Here is a 17,745-nt window from a genome sequence, read left to right as displayed (position 1 = left end):
AGAGAGAATAGGGGATAGCGCCCGCGGAGGCGGGCGCAGGCTGCCGGGGAATTAGTGGTGGTCGTCCTGCGGCATATGACGGTAGATGTAGATCCCGCTCAGCAAGGTAAAGACCAGCGTGAGGGCAGTTAAACCGAAGACCTTAAAGTTAACCCAGATATTCTGCGGCAACCAGAAGGCGATATAGATATTAGCCAGCCCGCAGAGGATAAAAAACGCCGCCCAGGCCAGGTTAAGGCGCGACCAGACCTGCTGCGGCAGGGTCAGCTCTTTACCCAGCATGCGCTGGATAAGCGGCTTTTTCATCACCCACTGGCTGAAGAGCAGCGCGCCGGCGAACAGCGCATAGATCACCGTCACCTTCCATTTAATGAACTCATCATTGTGGAAGAAGAGGGTTAATCCACCGAAGACGGCCACCAGCACGAAGGTGATCAGCGCCATTTTTTCGATTTTACGGTAGCGCACCCAGCTGTAGATCAGCACGATGGCGGTCGCCACAATCAGCGCCGTGGTGGCGGCGTAGATATCGTAAAGCTTGTAGAAGGCGAAGAAGACCACCAGCGGTAAAAAATCCAGAAACTGCTTCATACATCGATCCCGTCTGTCAGGACGGACCGGGAAATTCCCCGGTCCAGGTTAAAATTAGCTACGGATAAGCATATACACGCGGAATAAATAGATCAGCAACAGGGCGGAAATCAGGTTGCTGAGGGTATTAATCACCACCGCGCCGACGTTTGGCGTCAGGGCGGCAAAGCTGGAAGCAAACAGTAACAGCAGAGTTTTCGCCACCAGCCAACCGATAATGGCCGGCGCCACCAGCCGCAGATTGGCCCACGCCAGGCGCATGCTGCTGCGCATGGCGCCGAGGATGCCCATTTTGTCCTGCACCAGCATGATCGGCGCAAAGGCCAGCACAATGGCCAACAGGACGCCGGGCACCAGCACTAACATCATCCCCATCTGCACCAGGAAAGTGGTGAAGAGGATCAGCAGCAGCAGCTTTGGCAGCACCGGCGCCGAGGCGCCGATGGCGCGCAGGGCGCTGACACGATGACCGGCAGAGACCAGCTGGATGAGCAGCAGGACGCCGCCGGCAAGGATCGCATTGCCCACCAGACCCGAGAAGGTTGATGCCGCCGAGGCGCGCAGCAGAACCTGCTGCTGCTCCGGCGTCATATTCTGCACCAGTTCGAACAGGCCTGCGCTACCGGCGAGGTTGTCGCCTTCGCTGAGTATCGACAGCTGCTCGTCGCTGGGTGAAAAGGCATGGCCAAGTACTACCGTAATGAACGCGCACAACAGCGCAATCAGCAAAATGGTAATGAACTGATTACGAAAAAAATTCCCGGTGTCACGGTAGACGGACTTCGCCGTGATAGACATGCATTCTCCTTGAGTGTCGCAGGTGTTAACTAGCCGGCGATTGTACCGCAAATCCTTCCGTCGTAGCACTCTCTGCGCCGGTCAGGGCAGGTATATCTTTGTAAAGAGGCCGCAATGGCGGCAGCCCATAGCGCGCTCGCGCCCGGTTGCAGGCGTCGTTTTCCTCGCCGTTTTCCCCGGACATGGCGAATTCGCGACATGGCGAAGGACGGTTTTCATAGATAGTGCAGTGGACGGCGTCGCCGATCTCGCCCGATAGCGCCGCACAGCGGCTCTGACGTTGATTAGTGCCGCTCATACAGCGCAGGAAGGGGGTCAGCGGCTCGGTCAGCGCGGCGGGCACCAGGCCGCCCGCGTCGTCGGCTTCCGCCCAGTAGAAAGAGACTCGAAAATACGCACAACAGGCACCGCACGTCATGCACGGGTTGATTTCACTCATAATTACACCTGAAAAAAACGCATCAACACAGATTGTCGGCAGTTAACTTATCCAGCCGCCTCAGCGGCGGCAAGAGGGGCAGAAATAATTTTTTTTGCGAAAAGTGAAAATTGATGTGCGAAGGATTTAGCGTATTGCGATCGGTATCAAAAATTAATCTGGATCAATAAATGTTAAATCTAAGGTTTTAGTGTGATCTAAAACAGATCAAACGTAACTCGTTATAGGTATATTTGGCCGCGCTGAAAAACCATAATGAGGAAGTGGATATGAAGAAGTTAGCAGCGGCGGCATTGATTCTAAGCACTCTTACTACCGGCAGCGTCTGGGCGCATGAAGCGGGTGAATTTTTCATTCGTGCCGGGACCGCCACCGTCCGACCGACGGAAGGCTCTGACAATGTGCTGGGCAGTCTGGGCAGTTTCAACGTCAGTAACAATACTCAGCTGGGTTTAACCTTTACCTATATGGCGACCGATAACATCGGTGTGGAACTGCTGGCGGCTACGCCGTTCCGCCATAAGGTTGGTACCGGGCCAACCGGCACCATCGCTACCGTCCATCAGTTGCCACCCACCCTGATGGCGCAGTGGTACTTTGGCGATGCGCAAAGCAAGGTGCGTCCGTACGTGGGGGCGGGGATTAACTACACCACCTTCTTTAATGAAGACTTTAACGATACCGGCAAGGCGGCCGGGCTTTCCGATCTGAGCCTGAAGGACTCCTGGGGCGCGGCAGGACAGGTCGGCCTCGATTACCTGATTAACCGTGACTGGCTGCTGAATATGTCGGTGTGGTACATGGATATCGATACCGATGTGAAATTCAAAGCCGGCGGCGTGGACCAGAAAGTCAGCACCCGCCTGGATCCGTGGGTGTTTATGTTCTCCGCAGGCTATCGGTTCTAACGCCTGCTGCAAACTGGCCAGCGGACGGCCAGTCTGTTGCCTCCTCACCCCTCCCTGCGATAAACCTTCGCCTGCGGATCACACTTCAGTCCACTGGCGCAGCAGGTTGTGATACATATTGAGCAGGGAGAGGACCTCTTCCCCGTCGCCAAAGCGGGTTTTGAGAGACTGGATCGTGCGGTCCAGGTCGTAGAGCATCGCGCGCTGCTTATCGTCGCGGACCATCGACTGGATCCACAGGAAAGAGGCCTGGCGAACCCCGCCGGTGACCGGGGTGACGCAGTGCAGGCTACTGGCGGGATAGAGCACCAGATGTCCGGCCGGGAGCTTCACCCGGTGCTGGCCATAGGTATCTTCAATCACCAGTTCGCCCCCTTCATAGCTTTCGGGCTCGCAGAGGAACAGCGTCGCCGAGAGGTCGGTCCGCATCCAGCCCGCCTCGCCGTTCTGGCGCACCGCGCCATCGACATGAAAACCGTAGGTCTCTCCCGGCCCGTAGCGATTAAACAACGGCGCGGAAATTGTCCGCGGCAGCGCGGCTGAAAAAAACTGCGGATGGCCGCGCAGCGCGTCGAGTACGGCTGCCTGCAGACGGGCATACAGCGGCGTGCGGGTATCGATCTGCTGGTTTTGTTTGACGGTCGCCCCCTGGCTGCCGACGGTAACCCGCCCGTCAACCCATTCGGCCTGCGCCAGCAGGCGGCCATATTCAGCCACCTGGTCCGCCGTCAGCACGTCAGGAATGTGATACATCATTGCGGTGTTCTCTCAAAAAGGTGGGGCGCGATGGCCCCACGTACAGACTCAGAAATGGACATTCGCCGTCAACATAAAGGTACGGGGTTCGCCCGGATGATAGCGATAGCCGCTCTTGTTGATGGAAGCCACGTAATCGGTATCAAACAGGTTGTACATATTGAGCTGCAGATCGAGATTGCTGTTGACCCGATAGCCCAGTTTGGCGTCGGCGACCCAATAGCCCTCGGTGTGATCCGGGGTACCCACCGCGCCATCGCTGCCCCGGCGCAGGCTTCCGACATAGCGCACACCGCCGCCGACGGACAGATCGCTGGTGGCCTGATACTGCGTCCACAGCGTAAAGGCATGTTTCGGGGTGTAGGCCAGCGCGGAAGAGCCATCCTGCGCCACATTCTGACCCTCAGTCACCGTGGCATGCTGCTGGGTGTAGCCGGCGATGATTGTCCAGTCCGGGGTCAGGTTCCCGGTTGCGGAGAGCTCATAGCCTTCCACGCGCTTTTTGCCGTACTGCGACCAGGTTCCGTCATCGTTGGCGGCCACTTCGTTTTCAATATCGGTGCGGAATAACGCCGCGCTGAGCAGCAGGCGCTTGTCGAGGATCTGCCACTTGGTGCCCAGTTCGCTGGATTTCGCTTTCTGCGGTTTAAAGTCGGTCCGGTTGGCGCTGTTGCCGCTACCGCTGGCAGCCAGCGCGAAGCTGCTGCCCCCCGGCGGTTGCTGCGAGATGGCATAGTTGACGTAGATATTGCCCTGCTCGGTTAAGCGATACAGCGCCCCGGCCTTCCAGTTAACCAGGTTACCGGATTTAGCGGTATCGACAGTGGTGACCGGGCTGCCGGTCGACTGTCCTGGCGGGCAGGCGACAGCCCCGCGTCCGCTGCCGCCGCAGGCGGTGGCGCTGTCATATTTGGTATGGTAACTGTCGAGACGCAGCCCACCGTTGACCTCAACCCGATCGGTCAGCGCCAGCGTATCAAAGGCATAGATACCGAAGGTATCGGTCTGGCCGTTGGCGTTCGCTCCGTTTCTGTCCAGCCCGCCAATCGACAGGCTGCTCACCGGATGATAGAGATTCACCGCCGGAGCGGTCAGGGCGTTGACGCCATAGTTAGTCTGGTTTTCCCGGGTAAACTCCACGCCGGCGCTGACGTCATGGCCTATCGAACCGGTATTGAAGGTCGAAGTGATATTGGTCTGGTTGGTCAGAATGCGGTTGCTGACATCTTTGGTATTAACCAGACGTGACCAGCTCCAGGTATTGACGTCATTGATGTCGGGGGCGGTGATATTGCTCGCGCCGCCCATTACCGCGGTCAGGAGATATTCCTGCTTCACACGCGACCAGCGGGTGGTATTGCGCACGGTGGTATTGTCCGTCAGATCGTGTTCAAAGCGCAGGGTGCCGCTGTCGGTGGTGGATTTATCGTAATCGGAGTCGGTGCCATAGAAATTGCTGGTATCGACCTTACCGGCGGAATTGAGGGCGGCATACTTCGGCGAAGGCGCCGAATAGCCCGGCAGGCCGACGGTGGGGATCCCGCCATCCGGGGTGTTATTCTGCCGGACGTGGAGATAGTTCAGATACAGACGGGTGGGCGTATCGAGGCCGAAGGCCAGGGACGGGGCAATGCCGTAGCGCTCGTTCTCAATCTTATCCCGGCCGGCGTCGTGGGTTTTTTCGCCCATCAGGTTGAGGCGAAACGCGGCGTTGTCGCCGAAGGCCTGGTTAAGGTCAAGGGTACCCCGACGCGACCAGGCGCTGCCGATCCTGGCGGATCCGTCGATCCCGGAGTCAAGGCGCGGCTGCTTGCTGATCATATTGATCGAGCCGGAAGGGGCGCTGCGGCCATAGTCCGTGCCGGCGGGCCCTTTGATGACTTCCACCTGCTGGGTATTGAAGGTATCCCGCGTCACGCTGCCGATATCGCGAATGCCGTCGACATAAATACTGTTGGAGGTGTCCACGCCGCGCATAAAGATGGCGTCCCCGGTGGTTGAGCTGCCATTCTCCCCGGCGTAAAACGCCCCGACGCCGGGGACGTTTTTGAGGGCGTCAGTCAGGTTGGTGACGCCCTGATCTTTAATGACCTGTTCGGGGATCACGGTGATGGTGCGAGTGGTATCCACCAGTGGTTTATTGAACTTGGGATCGGCGGAGGCTCCGGGAGAATAAAGCGAAGGCGGGGCGGCTTCCACCACCAGCGTCTCTTCATTATTTTTGACTGATTTTTCGGCTGCCATGCCGGTTGCCGGCGCGGCTCCCAGACACAGACCTGTAAACAATGCCAATGAGTTGAAACTGCCAAACGGCAGAGAAGCGTTTTTTTCCATGATAAATGCAGGCTTATTTTTTGTTATTAGCACATATCACGCCGCGCAAAAGCGACGTTATTCGTCGTCTGGCTTGCGCTGACCCGGCGTGATTCTATAAATGATAAAAAGAATAGTTATCATTCGCCTTAATATTTACACAGAAAAGTTGACGTTTAAACTGATTTCTTCACCACCGTTTACAAATTTCATAAATTTTGAACAAAAAAGGCGGGTGACCTCGGTAAAGGCGGCAGGGCAACGCGGAATATAGCGCGGTGACCTTGGATAACAGACGCCGGGCGGGCGCCGAAGGGCGCCCTGAGGCTGGCGTCCCGGCGGGCTTACCAGGGCACCGTGCGGCCGTGGCCATCCAGATACTCCAGTCCCGGGCGCCGCCCGCCGTTTCGGCCTTAGCACTTCGGCGATGATCCGAACGTTAACTCGCTTGCGGCACGTGACCGGCGATCCCCTGCTGGTGCGGGCCGGACGCAAAATGGTGTTCACCCCGCATGCGCAGCGGATCCGCAGCAAAACGCACAGTGTGCTGAGCGATATGCGCGCGGTGCTCAATCCCGTTTACCGCCGCGGCGGCGATAGATGCAGAGCGCTATGTCGCCTGGGGACATGTTATCGTTTCCCGGCATGGGATCGTATATGGGCTGGTGGATGATCAGCTGGCAGAGCGGGGCGGGGGCTGTACCGGCGCATCGCCGCCGTCGTGCCGGGCTTCAGCGCCGCGCTGGGGCTGGTGCCGGCCTCCTGCGTGCGTCATCCTTCGCCGCAGGGGATAGTAAGTTTTCCGCTGCCGGTCAGCACCGGGGTGATTACGGTGTCGCAGGTGTGGCGTCCGCGCCAGGAGCAGGCCCCGGCCACCGCTGGCTGCGGCAGCGGGTGCGAGAGGTGTGTCGCGAGTAAAAAAAAGCCCGCACAAGTGCGGGCAAAAATACTGGAAGCAATGTGAGCAATGTCGTACTGAATACCTGAGTTATTTACTCAACTATTCAGTGATGAGAAAGATAATATTTCTCATTTAAGATATCAACCCCATCTTTTGTGCGGAAGCGATTTTTTATCCGAGGGTGAAAACCGTACGCTTCTGGCTGTCGTCCTGCGGCCAGGCCGCCGCGATCTCCTGCAGTGGCCGCGGGGTGGTGGCGATGGTCAATTTCCCCGGCACCGCCGCCTGCAGCATTTCGCCGGTCGCCGCCAGCAGCTGCGGCATCGTCAGGCTACCGATCCCGCTGCCCATCAGCAGGAGCGGGGCGGAACGCAGAACCGCGCCATTTAACGCGATATCGGCCCCAGCCAGGGACCCCACTTGCACATAGCGCACCGGCCTGCCGGCCGGGGTATATTTGGCCAGGGCCGGCAATAATAATTCCGCGCTGTGTCCCCACAGATAATCGATGACCACATCGATCTGCGCGGCGCTGACCGCTGAAAACTGTGCAGTTAACGTCTTATCATCCGCCGTTAACTGAATACATTCATCGGCGCCGATCGCCGCCAGCGACTGCGCATTGCGTCCGGTCGCAATGATTTTTTTTGCGCCCAGGTAGCGGGCAATCTGCACCGCCAGCCGACCGGCGCTGCCGGTGGCGCCGTTAATCAGCACCGTTTCGCCGGCCTGAAGCTGGGCGCGAGTCACCAGAGACGCCCACGCGGACATGCCGGGGTTGGCCATCGCCGCCGCCGGGATATCATCGAGCTCATCCGGCAGCGGCAGGCAATTCTGCAGGGCGACCGGCGCCCGCTGCGCCATACTGCCGAAGGGGGCAGTGGGGAAGGCGAAGTAGACGCGCTGGCCCTGGGATGTAGTGCCGACACCATCGATACCGGGTACAAAAGGCAGATTGCCGTCGAAGCTGTAATGGCGTCCTGATGCCCGGGCCTTGACCACATGGCTCATCGCGGCGGCGCGGACGTCAATAAGCGTCTGGCCGGGCGCGGGCTGCGGCTCGATGAAATCGGCCCAAACCGGGCCTTCTGCGAGATCAAAAACCACGCCTGCTTTCATAAATTATCTCCTGTCGGGAATTATGTGTAAAATACACATATTGTTTTGCAGCACTATACGCGGAAAATTAATACATGCAAGATGCACATAATGGCTACGACATTACCGACTTTCACGGCGCGCTGCTGGATATCATCAGCGTGATGAACCAGCCGGTGCGCGACGAGCAGATCCTCCAGGCAGCTGGCGTCAAGCTGGAACAGATGCTGTTTCCGCTGCTGGTGGCGGTAGGGCGCTATGGCCCGGTGGGGGTGGTTGAGCTGGCGGATCATTTAGGGCGCGATTACACCACCGTCAGTCGTCAGGTGAAGAAACTGGAAGCCCAGGGGCTTGCCGGTAAGCAACCGAACCGTCATGACCGACGGATCAGCGAAGTGACGCTTAGCGCCAGGGGACAACAGATGATCGACAGGATCGCCGTCGCGCGGCGGCGGTTAATGAATCAGGTGCTGGTGCAGTGGCCGGAAGATGAAGTGCAGGCGCTGTTTCGCTTAACGCGCAAATACGCCGACAGTTTGCAGAAATCATCGCCGCCTGGCGCGATGCCAGGCGGCTGACGGTCAGGCGGTTTTGGTCGCCGCCTTCAGGCTCTGGACGAAGGCTTTCAGCTCGTCGAGCATGGTTTGCGGCTCATCAAGATGACGTTCGATGATTTTGACGATGGCGGAACCGGAGATCGCCCCGGCGGCCCCGGCGTCAATGGCGGCGCTCACCTGCTCCGGCGCGGAGATGCCAAAGCCCTGCAGCGGCGGCGCAGCGTGATATTCCGCCAGCTTCTCCACCAGATGGTGCAGCGGCAGCGCAGCGCGATTTTCCGCACCCGTCACCCCGGCGCGCGACAGCAGATAGGTGTAGCCGCGGCCATAAGAGGCGATCTGGCGCAGTAAATCGTCATCCGCGTTGGGCGGGCAAATGAAAATTGGCGCGATGTTATGGCGCATCGCCGCCTGGCGGAACGGGGCGGACTCTTCCACCGGCACGTCGGCTACCAGCACCGAGTCGACGCCGACGCGGGCGCACTGGGCATAGAACTCATCGATACCCGGGCTGAAGACGAGGTTGGCGTACATCAGCAGGCCGATTGGGATCGTTGGATGCTTCTGGCGGATCGCCGCCAGCATCTCAAAGCACTGCGCCGGGGTTACCCCCGCGGCGAAGGCGCGCAGGGCCGCGCCCTGGATGGTCGGGCCGTCCGCCAGCGGGTCGGAGAAGGGGATCCCCAGCTCAAGGGCATCGGCGCCGCCTTCGATCAGCGCATCGATAATTTTCAGCGACTGCTCCGGTCCCGGATCGCCAAGGGTGACAAAGGGGACGAAAGCGCCTTCCTGGCGGTTTTTTAGTTGGGCAAACAGCGTCTCATAGCGTTCCATCAGATTTCCCCTCGCGCTTTCAGGATGTCGTGTACGGTGAAAATGTCTTTATCGCCGCGGCCGGAGAGGTTAACCACCAGCAGCTGCTCTTTTTCCGGGTTTTCGCGCATCATCTTCAGCGCATGGGCCAGAGCGTGAGAGGACTCCAGCGCCGGGATGATCCCTTCGTGGCGGGAGAGCGCTTTAAACGCCTCCAGCGCTTCGTCATCGGTGATCGACACATAGTCGGCGCGCCCGGTGCTGTTCAGAAACGCGTGCTGCGGCCCAACGGACGGGAAGTCCAGCCCGGCGGAAATGGAGTAAGATTCCTCGATCTGGCCGTCGGCGGTTTGCATCATCGGCGACTTCATCCCGAAGTAGATCCCCACACGACCATGCTTCAGCGGCGCGCCGTGCTCCCCGCTTTCGATACCGTGCCCGGCAGGCTCCACGCCGATCAGGCCGACGCGGGTTTCCTCGATAAAATCAGCGAACATGCCGATGGCGTTTGACCCGCCGCCGACGCAGGCGATCACCGCGTCCGGCAGACGGCCCTCTTTTTCGAGGATCTGCGCTTTGGTCTCTTCGCCGATCATGCGCTGGAATTCACGTACGATGGTCGGGAACGGGTGCGGACCGGCGGCGGTGCCCAGCATATAGTGCGCCTTCTCGTAGCTACCGGACCAGTCGCGCAGCGCCTCGTTACAGGCATCTTTCAGCGTGGCGGAGCCGCTGTGCACCGGGATCACCTCGGCGCCCATCAGGCGCATACGGAAGACGTTCGGCGACTGGCGCTCGACGTCCTTGGCGCCCATGTAGATACGGCATTTCAGACCGAGCAGGGCGCTGGCCAGCGCTGAGGCGACGCCGTGCTGACCGGCGCCGGTCTCGGCGATAATTTCGGTTTTGCCCATCCGTTTGGCCAGCAGAGCCTGGCCCAGCACCTGGTTGGTTTTGTGCGCGCCGCCGTGCAGCAGATCTTCGCGTTTCAGGTACAGGGTAGTGCGGGTCCCTTCGGTCAGGTTCCGGCATTTGGTCAGGGCCGTCGGACGACCGGCGTAGTTTTTCAGCAGGTCGGTGAATTCCGCCTGAAAGGCCGGGTCCTTCTGCGCGCTGACAAAGGCCTCTTCCAGCTGGCGCAGGGCGGGCATCAGGATCTGCGGCACATACATGCCGCCGAATTCGCCGAAGTAGGGGTTCAGTAAAGTGCTCATTATTGCTCCTTAATATGCGCGCAGCGTCTGGAATACGGAGGCCAGCTTGCTGGCGTCTTTAATCCCGGGTTGCGACTCTACGCCTGAATTGAAATCGAGTCCGGCACAGCCGCTTTTGGCCGCTTCCACACAGTTATCGGCGCCGAGGCCGCCAGCCAGCATAACGTTACGCAGGTCCTGGCCCTGCAGCAGGCTCCAGTCAAAACGCTGGCCACTGCCGCCCTGGCCATTGTCGAGCAGATACTTATCGACATGGCGGAGTGTACGGGACGGCAAGGTTTCGCCAACGCTCAGCGCTTTCCAGATGCGGACGCTATCCGCGAGGGCGTCGCGCAGCGCGTCGATATAGGCCTGGTCTTCATCACCGTGCAGCTGTACGGCGGCCAGCTCCAGGGCCTGGGCGCGGGCGACCACCTCATCCAGCGGCGCATTGCGGAAGACGCCGACGTACTGCAGCGGCGCGGCGGCGATCACCGCTTTAGCCTGGGCGTCATTTACCGCCCGCGGCGAGGTCGGGACGAAGATCAGCCCACCGTAGATGGCGCCAGACTCCCAGGCCACCTGCGCATCCTGCGGGCGCGTCAGGCCGCACACTTTGTTCTCGCCGAGCAGCACGCGCTTGACCGCCGCTTCCAGATCCGCCTGCTCCATCAGGGCGGAGCCGATCAGGAAGCCATTGGCGAAGTGGCTCAGCTCACGCACTTCGGCATAGGTATGGATGCCGGATTCGCTGATCACCGTGACATCCGGGCCGAGACGCGCCGCCAGCTGACGGGTGCGGTTGAGGTCAATCGACATATCGCGCAGGTCGCGGTTGTTGATGCCCACCACCTTCGCCTTCAGGGCGATGGCGCGCTCCAGCTCCTCATCATTGCTGACTTCGGTGAGCACGCCCATATTCAGGCTGTGAGCCACCGCCGAGAGCTGACGATACTGTTCATCGTCGAGCACCGACAGCATCAGCAGGCAGGCGTCGGCCTGATAGTAGCGCGCCAGGTAGATCTGGTAAGGGTCGATGGTGAAGTCCTTACACAGGATCGGCTGCGGCGCGACCTTGCTGACGATCGGCAGAAAATCGAAGCTGCCCTGGAAATATTTCTCATCACACAGCACCGAGATCGCCGAGGCGTAGTGTTTGTAGATGCTGGCGATCGCCGCCGGATCGAAATCTTCGCGAATCAACCCCTTCGACGGCGAAGCCTTTTTGCACTCGAGAATAAACGCGGTGCGGGTGCCGGCCAGCGCGTCATAGAAATTGCGCTGCGTCGGGACGACCTCATTCTGAAAACTGGCTAACGGTTGTTGTTGTTTGCGGGCTTCCACCCAAATCGCTTTGTCGGCAACGATTTTTGCTAAAACGGTCTGCATTCTTTACCCTCTTGCCGCTAAGGCGGTCACTCTGTCATAGGCCGCGCCGCTGTGCAGCACATCCAGTACCTGCTGAGCGTTAGCTTTCAGATCTTCATGCCCGTGTAAACGCATCAACATGGCGACGTTGGCGGCGACGGCGGCTTCGTGAGCGGCTTCACCTTTACCTTGTAGCAAGCGCGTCAGAATGTCACGGTTTTCTTCCGGCGTGCCGCCCGCCAGCTGCGCCTGATGGTAAGGCGTCAGGCCGAAATCGTCGGCGGTCAGCTGATAGCTTTTAATTTCCCCGTTATGCAGCTCGGCGACCACCGTGGGCGCATGCAGCGAGACTTCATCCATCCCGCCGCTGTGCACCACGGCAGCGCGCTGATAACCGAGTACGCGCAAGGTTTCCGCAATCGGCAACACCAGTTCCGGGCTGTAGACGCCAATCAGCGCCAGCGGCGGATGCGCCGGGTTGATCAGCGGGCCCAGCACGTTAAACAGGGTACGGGTCTTCAGCTGCTGACGGACCGGCATCGCGTGGCGGAAACCGGTGTGGTACTTCGGCGCGAACAGGAAGCAGACGCCCAGCTCATCGAGCGCCGCGCGGGATTTATCGGCGTTCATATCGAGATTAATGCCGAAGGCCGCCAGCAGATCAGAAGAGCCTGATTTACTGGAAACGCTGCGGTTGCCATGCTTCGCCACTTTCAATCCACAGGCGGCGGCGACAAACGCGCTGGCGGTGGAGATATTAATGCTGTTGCTACCGTCACCACCGGTGCCGACGATGTCGGCAAACAGGTAGTCCGGGCGCGGGAACGGCGCGGCGTTTTCCAGCAGCGCGGTGGCGGCGCCGGCAATTTCCTGCGGCTGCTCGCCGCGCACTTTCATACTGACCAGCGCGGCGGCCAGCTGTTCAGGCTTCACTTCGCCGCGCACGACGGCGGAGAACAGCTGGTGGCTCTCCTGCTGGCTCAGGGTTTCCGCCTGGTACAGCTTCTCAAGGATAGGCTGGAGGGTGTTGGTATGCTCCAGCTTCTGCAGCGCCCAGGCCAGGGTCTGCTCCAGCAGTCGCGCGCCCTGGGTGGTGAGGATCGATTCCGGGTGGAACTGGAAGCCGCACACCCGATCCGCATCGTGACGCACCGCCATCACCATGCCGTTGAAATTGGCGTTAATCGTCAGCCCGGCGGGAATATTGCTGCCGACCAGCGAGTGGTAGCGCGCCACCGGCAGCGGGTTAGCCAGACCGGCAAACATCGCCTGGCCGTCGTGCTCAATGCTGGAGGCTTTACCGTGAAGGATCTCGCCCGCCTGGCCGACATAGCCGCCGTAGGCTTCGACAATGGCCTGGTGGCCGAGGCAGATGCCGATGATCGGCAGCTTGCCCCGCATGCGGGTCAGCAATTCCGGCATGCAGCCGGCTTCGCTTGGCGTACCCGGGCCGGGGGAGAGCATCAGCACCGGATTGTCCATGGTGCCCAGACGCTCAATCAGCGCCTGCGCCGGAACGGAGTTACGGTAAATCACCACGTTATGGCCGTTGGCGCGCAGCTGGTCTGCCAGGTTATAGGTGAAAGAATCGATATTATCGAGCAGCAGAATGTCAGCCATCAGAAAATCTCCTTCGCGTGATGGGCCTGGGCAATGGCGCGCAGCACCGCGCGGGCTTTATTTCGGGTCTCATCCGCTTCCGACTGGGGAACCGAGTCGAGCACAATGCCGGCTCCGGCCTGGACGGTAGCGATACCCTCCTGCACGTAGGCGGAACGGATGACGATGCAGGTGTCGAGGTCGCCGTGGGCAGTGAAATAGCCCACCGCGCCGCCGTAGCTGCCGCGTCGTTTACCTTCGGCGGCGGCAATCAGCTGCATGGCGCGAACCTTCGGCGCGCCGCTGAGAGTGCCCATGTTCATGCAGGCGCGGTAAGCGTGCAGCACATCGAGATCCTGACGCAGTTCACCCACCACCCGGGAGACCAGATGCATCACGAAGGAGTAACGGTCAACCTTGGTTAAATCGGCGACATAGCGGCTGCCCGGGGTACAGATGCGGGCCAGATCGTTGCGCGCCAGGTCCACCAGCATCAGGTGCTCGGAAAGCTCTTTGTGATCGGTACGCATTTCCAGTTCGATACGGCTGTCGAGATCGCGATCCAGCGAACCGTCGGCGCGGCGGCCGCGCGGCCGGGTGCCGGCGATGGGGTAGATCTCAATCTGACGGCTGACGGCATCGTACTTCAGCGAGCTTTCCGGCGAGGCGCCGAACAGGGTGAAATCGTTGTCCTGCATAAAGAACATATACGGGCTGGGGTTGCTCTTCTTCAGCACATCATACGCGGCCAGCGGCGACGGGCAGGGCAGCGAGAAGCGGCGGGAAGGGACCACCTGGAAGATTTCCCCGGCGCGGATCGCGCGCTGCATTTTGCGCACCACCGCGCCGTACTCTTCATCGCTCTGGTCAACGTCGCAGCGCATTTCGGCCACGGTAGTGACCGGCAGCGGCGCCGGCGGCTCGTTCAGCTGCTGGCGCAGCTGGCTCAGGCGCTGCTCCAGGCGCTGTTTTTCACTCTCCAGCGGCGTGAACAGGCTCGCCTGGATGCGGGTATGCTTGGTCTGATGGTCGATGACCAGCAGGGTCTCCGCCAGATAGAAGCAGTAGTCCGGGCAGGCGGTGTCGCTCTGCAGGGGCGGCAGATCTTCAAAGCCGGCCACCAGGTCATAGGCGAACAGGCCGCCGAAGAACATCGCTTCACGCTCGTTGGCCGGGACGGTCACCAGCTCCTGCAGGAGACGGAAGGCGTCAAACACCGACAGCGAGCAGAGGCGGGCGTCTTCATCGAGCAGGGAACTGACTGCCGGGAAGGTCAGGATCCGGCCGTTGGGCTGGCGCTGATTGGCGATCCCGGAGGGCAGCGCGCCGTCCAGCAGCTCCAGCAGCGCGGCGCCGTTGGCGGAGAGGGCCTGAATGGTGACAGTGTCACCAAGAGCGGTGATGCGCAGCGCGCTGTCCACCAGCAGCAGGCTTTTTAAGTCATCTTTGCTGTCGATGTCAGCCGATTCCAGCAGCAGCGTGGCCGGACGGGCGCCGCACAGTTGGTGGAATAACGCCGTCGGGTTCTCCCGGTAGATGGCGTCGCTGGTGAGAAGCTCGAGTGCCGGTTTGGATGTTTGCATTATTGTTCTCGCCTGTTCGTATTATTTTTGTCCAATAAAAAGCCCGCTCATTGGCGGGCCGGGTATCTGTATGCTGAATGCAAAACGCGATCACGCCGCCCGTTATCAGGAGGTGCGCCACCAGCTGTGCAGAGTGATAAAGTGCATTTTCATCGTGATACCCCTTCATGTGAACTTGCGTACTAGTTAACTAGTTCAATGGAATAAAGTCAACCCTTGTTTGCAGATTTTCTCTGTCTGTCGGTATGATAATGCGCTTATTTACGTTGATGTCCAGCAGGAGTCCTTTTGAGCGACAGCCAATACGCAGTGATTTACGATCTGCACAGCCATACCACCGCCTCTGACGGGCGGCTGACTCCGCAGGAACTGGTCCATCGCGCCCATGAAATGCGCGTAGGCACGCTGGCGATCACCGACCATGACAGCGTGGCGGCGATCCCCGCGGCCCGGGAGGAGATCGCCCGCGCCGGATTACCCTTGACCCTGGTGAACGGCGTCGAGATTTCCACCCTCTGGGAGAATCACGAGATTCATATTGTGGGTCTCAATATTGATATTGCGCACCCTGCGATGACCGCCCTGCTGGAGGAGCAGAAAGCGCGGCGCCAGCAGCGCGGCCAGATGATTGCCGAGCGTCTGGAGAAGGCGCGTATCCCCGGCGCCTGGGAAGGGGCGCTGCGGCTGGCGGACGGTGGCGCCGTCACCCGCGGCCATTTTGCCCGTTTTCTGGTGGAGGCCGGCCACGCGAAGAACATGGCGGAGGTCTTCAAAAAATACCTTGCCCGCGGGAAAACCGGTTACGTGCCGCCGCAGTGGTGTACAATAAAACAAGCAATTGATGTCATTCATCATTCTGGCGGTAAGGCGGTGATAGCCCATCCCGGGCGTTACGATCTTTCCGCCAAGTGGCTTAAGCGGCTGTTGGCCCACTTCAGCGAGCAGGGCGGTGATGCCATGGAAGTGGCCCAGTGCCAGCAGGCGCCCCATGAACGCGCCCAGCTGGCCGCCCTGGCCGTGCAGTTTGGTCTTCTGGCGTCGCAGGGTTCCGATTTCCATCAGCCCTGCGCGTGGATCGAACTTGGCCGTAAGCTCTGGCTCCCTGCCGGCGTGGAAGGCGTCTGGCACAGCTGGGAAGCGGCCACCGAATAAAAATTGAGAGGGAAGTATGAGCCAGTTTTTTTATATCCATCCGGATAACCCGCAGGCGCGGTTGATTAACCAGGCGGTGGAGATTGTGCGTAAGGGCGGGGTGATCGTATATCCTACCGACTCCGGCTACGCGCTGGGCTGCAAAATTGAAGACAAGGGGGCGATGGAGCGGATCTGCCGCATCCGTCAGCTGCCGGACGGCCACAACTTCACTCTGATGTGCCGCGACCTGTCCGAACTGTCAACCTACGCCTTTGTGGACAACGTGGCGTTTCGCCTGATGAAAAACAATACGCCGGGTAACTACACCTTTATCCTCAAAGGAACGAAAGAGGTACCGCGCCGGCTGCTGCAGGAGAAGCGTAAAACCATTGGTATGCGCGTCCCGTCCAACCCTATCGCTCAGGCGTTGCTTGAGACCTTAGGCGAACCGATGCTCTCTACCTCGCTGATGCTGCCCGGCAGCGACTTTACCGAATCCGACCCGGAAGAGATCAAAGATCGTCTGGAGAAAGTCGTGGACCTCATTATCCACGGCGGTTTCCTGGGGCAGCAGCCGACCACGGTTATCGACCTGACGGAAGATACCCCGGTGGTGCTGCGCGAAGGCGTGGGCGACGTGAGGCCGTTTCTCTGACACTACCTGCCGGGCGGTGCCTCATGCGCCGCCTGGTACCCTCTCTTTTCTCCCCGACGGCACGACCATCATCCACAGCGCCACGCAGACCAGCAGCGCGCCGAGAATTAACCCACTCTCCACAATCTCTCCAAGAAAAAGATAGCCCCACAGCACCGCAAAAGGCGGGATCAAAAAGGTCACAGACAGTGAACGCAGCGGTCCAATATCAGCGATCAGGCGGAAATAGAGGATATACCCTGCCGCCGTGCAGACGACACCCAGCATAAGCATTGCCATCCACGGCAGGCCCTGACCCCAGTCCACAGCCAGCCCATGCCCGCAGGACCAGAGAAAGAAGGGGCATAAAAACAGCGTGGCGCCGATTTGGCTGCCCAACGCGACGCGCTCCGCTTCGAGGCCGCCGCGCTGTTGGATCCAGCGGCGGGTCAGAAAGCCGGCCAGGCCATAGCAGGCGGTGGCGGTCAGACAGGCGCCGACGCCCGGCAGCAGCTGGGCGGCGCCGAGGCCGGTAGTCGGGCGCGCGATCACCGCCACGCCAATAGCGCCCAGCGCCGCGCCAGCGCCTTTGCGCAGGGTCAGCGGTTCCGCAAAGCAGAGTGCGCCAATCAGCACCCCCATCATCGGCGCCGTGGCGTTGAGCGTGGCGGAGTACCCTGCCGGTAGCCATTGCGCGGCAAGGCAGTACATCAGAAAAGGGAGGCCGGAATTGATGACCCCCAGCTTCAGAGTGGCGATGAATTTACCCTCATACCCGCCCCATTTTCCGCGCGCGCCGGCCAGCAACCCTAAAGCGACGGCGGCGAACAGCACGCGCAGAAAGGCGCTGTTTACCGCGCCGAAAGCCGGGGTGGTGATGCGCATAAACAGAAAGCTGGCACCCCAGAGGGCGGCAAGCAGCAGCAGGCGACCACAGTCGATAACACGCATGATTGACTCCTTGTGAACGGTAAGGAAGCTAACTGTAGAGCTCTCGTGCAATGGCCGACAAACGCGTTATGCTTACATGATTAAGTTTTTCTTAACTGAGGTTCCATAG

16 protein-coding genes, 1 pseudogene and 1 other annotated feature are annotated in these 17,745 nt (G+C 60.1%); of the genes and pseudogenes, 5 read left to right on the top strand and 12 right to left on the bottom strand.

Annotated features, from left to right (window positions below; genetic code table 11):
* Positions 1-51 precede the first annotated feature (51 nt).
* From ACLH1I_RS11940 to ACLH1I_RS11930, 3 genes are read right to left on the bottom strand one after another with little or no spacing between them, the layout of a single operon-like run.
* Complete coding sequence (locus ACLH1I_RS11940) at positions 52-591, bottom strand: septation protein A (RefSeq protein ID WP_004203842.1); 540 nt, start codon at positions 589-591, stop codon at positions 52-54.
* Positions 592-645: 54 nt separating this feature from the next.
* On the bottom strand, positions 646-1,389 hold the full coding sequence (locus ACLH1I_RS11935) for a YciC family protein (RefSeq protein WP_004203845.1): 744 nt from the start codon (positions 1,387-1,389) through the stop codon (positions 646-648).
* Positions 1,390-1,414: 25 nt separating this feature from the next.
* A complete protein-coding gene (locus ACLH1I_RS11930) occupies positions 1,415-1,828 on the bottom strand; it encodes a YkgJ family cysteine cluster protein (RefSeq protein ID WP_004203847.1) in 414 nt (137 codons plus the stop codon).
* Between the two features lie 269 nt (positions 1,829-2,097).
* Here ACLH1I_RS11930 and ompW point away from each other — a divergent pair, with 269 nt between their 5' ends.
* Complete coding sequence (gene ompW, locus ACLH1I_RS11925) at positions 2,098-2,736, top strand: outer membrane protein OmpW (protein WP_004203849.1); 639 nt, start codon at positions 2,098-2,100, stop codon at positions 2,734-2,736.
* Between the two features lie 78 nt (positions 2,737-2,814).
* Here the strand turns inward: ompW and ybiX are convergent, their stop codons facing one another.
* Together ybiX and ACLH1I_RS11915 are read right to left on the bottom strand one after the other, a co-directional pair.
* On the bottom strand, positions 2,815-3,492 hold the full coding sequence (gene ybiX, locus ACLH1I_RS11920) for a PKHD-type hydroxylase YbiX (RefSeq protein WP_048294545.1): 678 nt from the start codon (positions 3,490-3,492) through the stop codon (positions 2,815-2,817).
* A 48-nt stretch (positions 3,493-3,540) separates the two neighbouring features.
* Complete coding sequence (locus ACLH1I_RS11915) at positions 3,541-5,826, bottom strand: catecholate siderophore receptor Fiu (RefSeq protein WP_151628546.1); 2,286 nt, start codon at positions 5,824-5,826, stop codon at positions 3,541-3,543.
* Positions 5,827-6,190: 364 nt separating this feature from the next.
* Between ACLH1I_RS11915 and ACLH1I_RS11910 the strand changes: the two are divergent.
* A pseudogene (locus ACLH1I_RS11910) lies at positions 6,191-6,723 on the top strand (LysR family transcriptional regulator); the annotation flags it as partial.
* Positions 6,724-6,877: 154 nt separating this feature from the next.
* Here ACLH1I_RS11910 and ACLH1I_RS11905 read toward each other — a convergent pair.
* Positions 6,878-7,825 (bottom strand): zinc-binding alcohol dehydrogenase family protein, encoded by a 948-nt coding sequence (locus ACLH1I_RS11905; RefSeq protein WP_017898671.1) that lies wholly within the window; start codon positions 7,823-7,825, stop codon positions 6,878-6,880.
* Between the two features lie 74 nt (positions 7,826-7,899).
* On the opposite strand from ACLH1I_RS11905, the gene ACLH1I_RS11900 reads away from it, so the two are divergent.
* A complete protein-coding gene (locus ACLH1I_RS11900) occupies positions 7,900-8,382 on the top strand; it encodes a MarR family winged helix-turn-helix transcriptional regulator (RefSeq protein ID WP_048323898.1) in 483 nt (160 codons plus the stop codon).
* 3 nt (positions 8,383-8,385) lie between these two features.
* On the opposite strand, the gene trpA is transcribed toward ACLH1I_RS11900, so the two are convergent.
* The 5 genes from trpA to ACLH1I_RS11875 are packed head-to-tail and all read right to left on the bottom strand — an operon-like array spanning position 8,386 to position 14,917.
* Positions 8,386-9,195, bottom strand: a complete 810-nt coding sequence (trpA, locus tag ACLH1I_RS11895) for a tryptophan synthase subunit alpha (RefSeq protein ID WP_004203859.1) — start codon at positions 9,193-9,195, stop codon at positions 8,386-8,388.
* Entirely contained in the window at positions 9,195-10,388 is a 1,194-nt protein-coding gene (gene trpB, locus ACLH1I_RS11890; protein ID WP_004203860.1) for a tryptophan synthase subunit beta, read from the bottom strand. The genes trpA and trpB overlap by 1 nt, the downstream gene beginning before the upstream one ends.
* 9 nt (positions 10,389-10,397) lie before the next feature.
* Complete coding sequence (gene trpCF, locus ACLH1I_RS11885) at positions 10,398-11,756, bottom strand: bifunctional indole-3-glycerol-phosphate synthase TrpC/phosphoribosylanthranilate isomerase TrpF (protein WP_004203862.1); 1,359 nt, start codon at positions 11,754-11,756, stop codon at positions 10,398-10,400.
* Positions 11,757-11,759: 3 nt separating this feature from the next.
* The gene (gene trpD / locus ACLH1I_RS11880; RefSeq protein ID WP_004148109.1) at positions 11,760-13,355 is read right to left on the bottom strand and encodes a bifunctional anthranilate synthase glutamate amidotransferase component TrpG/anthranilate phosphoribosyltransferase TrpD; all 1,596 of its coding nucleotides are present in this window, start codon (positions 13,353-13,355) and stop codon (positions 11,760-11,762) included.
* Positions 13,355-14,917, bottom strand: coding sequence for an anthranilate synthase component 1 (locus ACLH1I_RS11875; RefSeq protein WP_004203864.1), 1,563 nt, complete (start codon positions 14,915-14,917; stop codon positions 13,355-13,357). The genes trpD and ACLH1I_RS11875 overlap by 1 nt, the downstream gene beginning before the upstream one ends.
* 33 nt (positions 14,918-14,950) lie before the next feature.
* Positions 14,951-15,046, bottom strand: a sequence feature (Trp leader region).
* Between the two features lie 159 nt (positions 15,047-15,205).
* Between ACLH1I_RS11875 and rnm the strand changes: the two genes are divergently transcribed.
* Both rnm and ACLH1I_RS11865 read left to right on the top strand, forming a co-directional pair.
* On the top strand, positions 15,206-16,069 hold the full coding sequence (gene rnm, locus ACLH1I_RS11870; protein ID WP_004203866.1) for an RNase RNM: 864 nt from the start codon (positions 15,206-15,208) through the stop codon (positions 16,067-16,069).
* 16 nt (positions 16,070-16,085) lie between these two features.
* Positions 16,086-16,706 (top strand): L-threonylcarbamoyladenylate synthase, encoded by a 621-nt coding sequence (locus ACLH1I_RS11865; RefSeq protein ID WP_002901738.1) that lies wholly within the window; start codon positions 16,086-16,088, stop codon positions 16,704-16,706.
* A 21-nt stretch (positions 16,707-16,727) separates the two neighbouring features.
* Here ACLH1I_RS11865 and ACLH1I_RS11860 read toward each other — a convergent pair whose 3' ends face one another.
* Positions 16,728-17,636: a DMT family transporter gene (locus ACLH1I_RS11860; RefSeq protein ID WP_004203867.1), complete on the bottom strand. Its 909-nt coding sequence runs from the start codon at positions 17,634-17,636 to the stop codon at positions 16,728-16,730.
* Positions 17,637-17,745: the final 109 nt, after the last annotated feature.

This window comes from Klebsiella sp. 1SOBk10mer (assembly GCF_046602535.1).
Lineage (GTDB): Bacteria > Pseudomonadota > Gammaproteobacteria > Enterobacterales > Enterobacteriaceae > Klebsiella > Klebsiella quasipneumoniae.
This window is presented reverse-complemented; position numbering and strand designations above follow the sequence as displayed.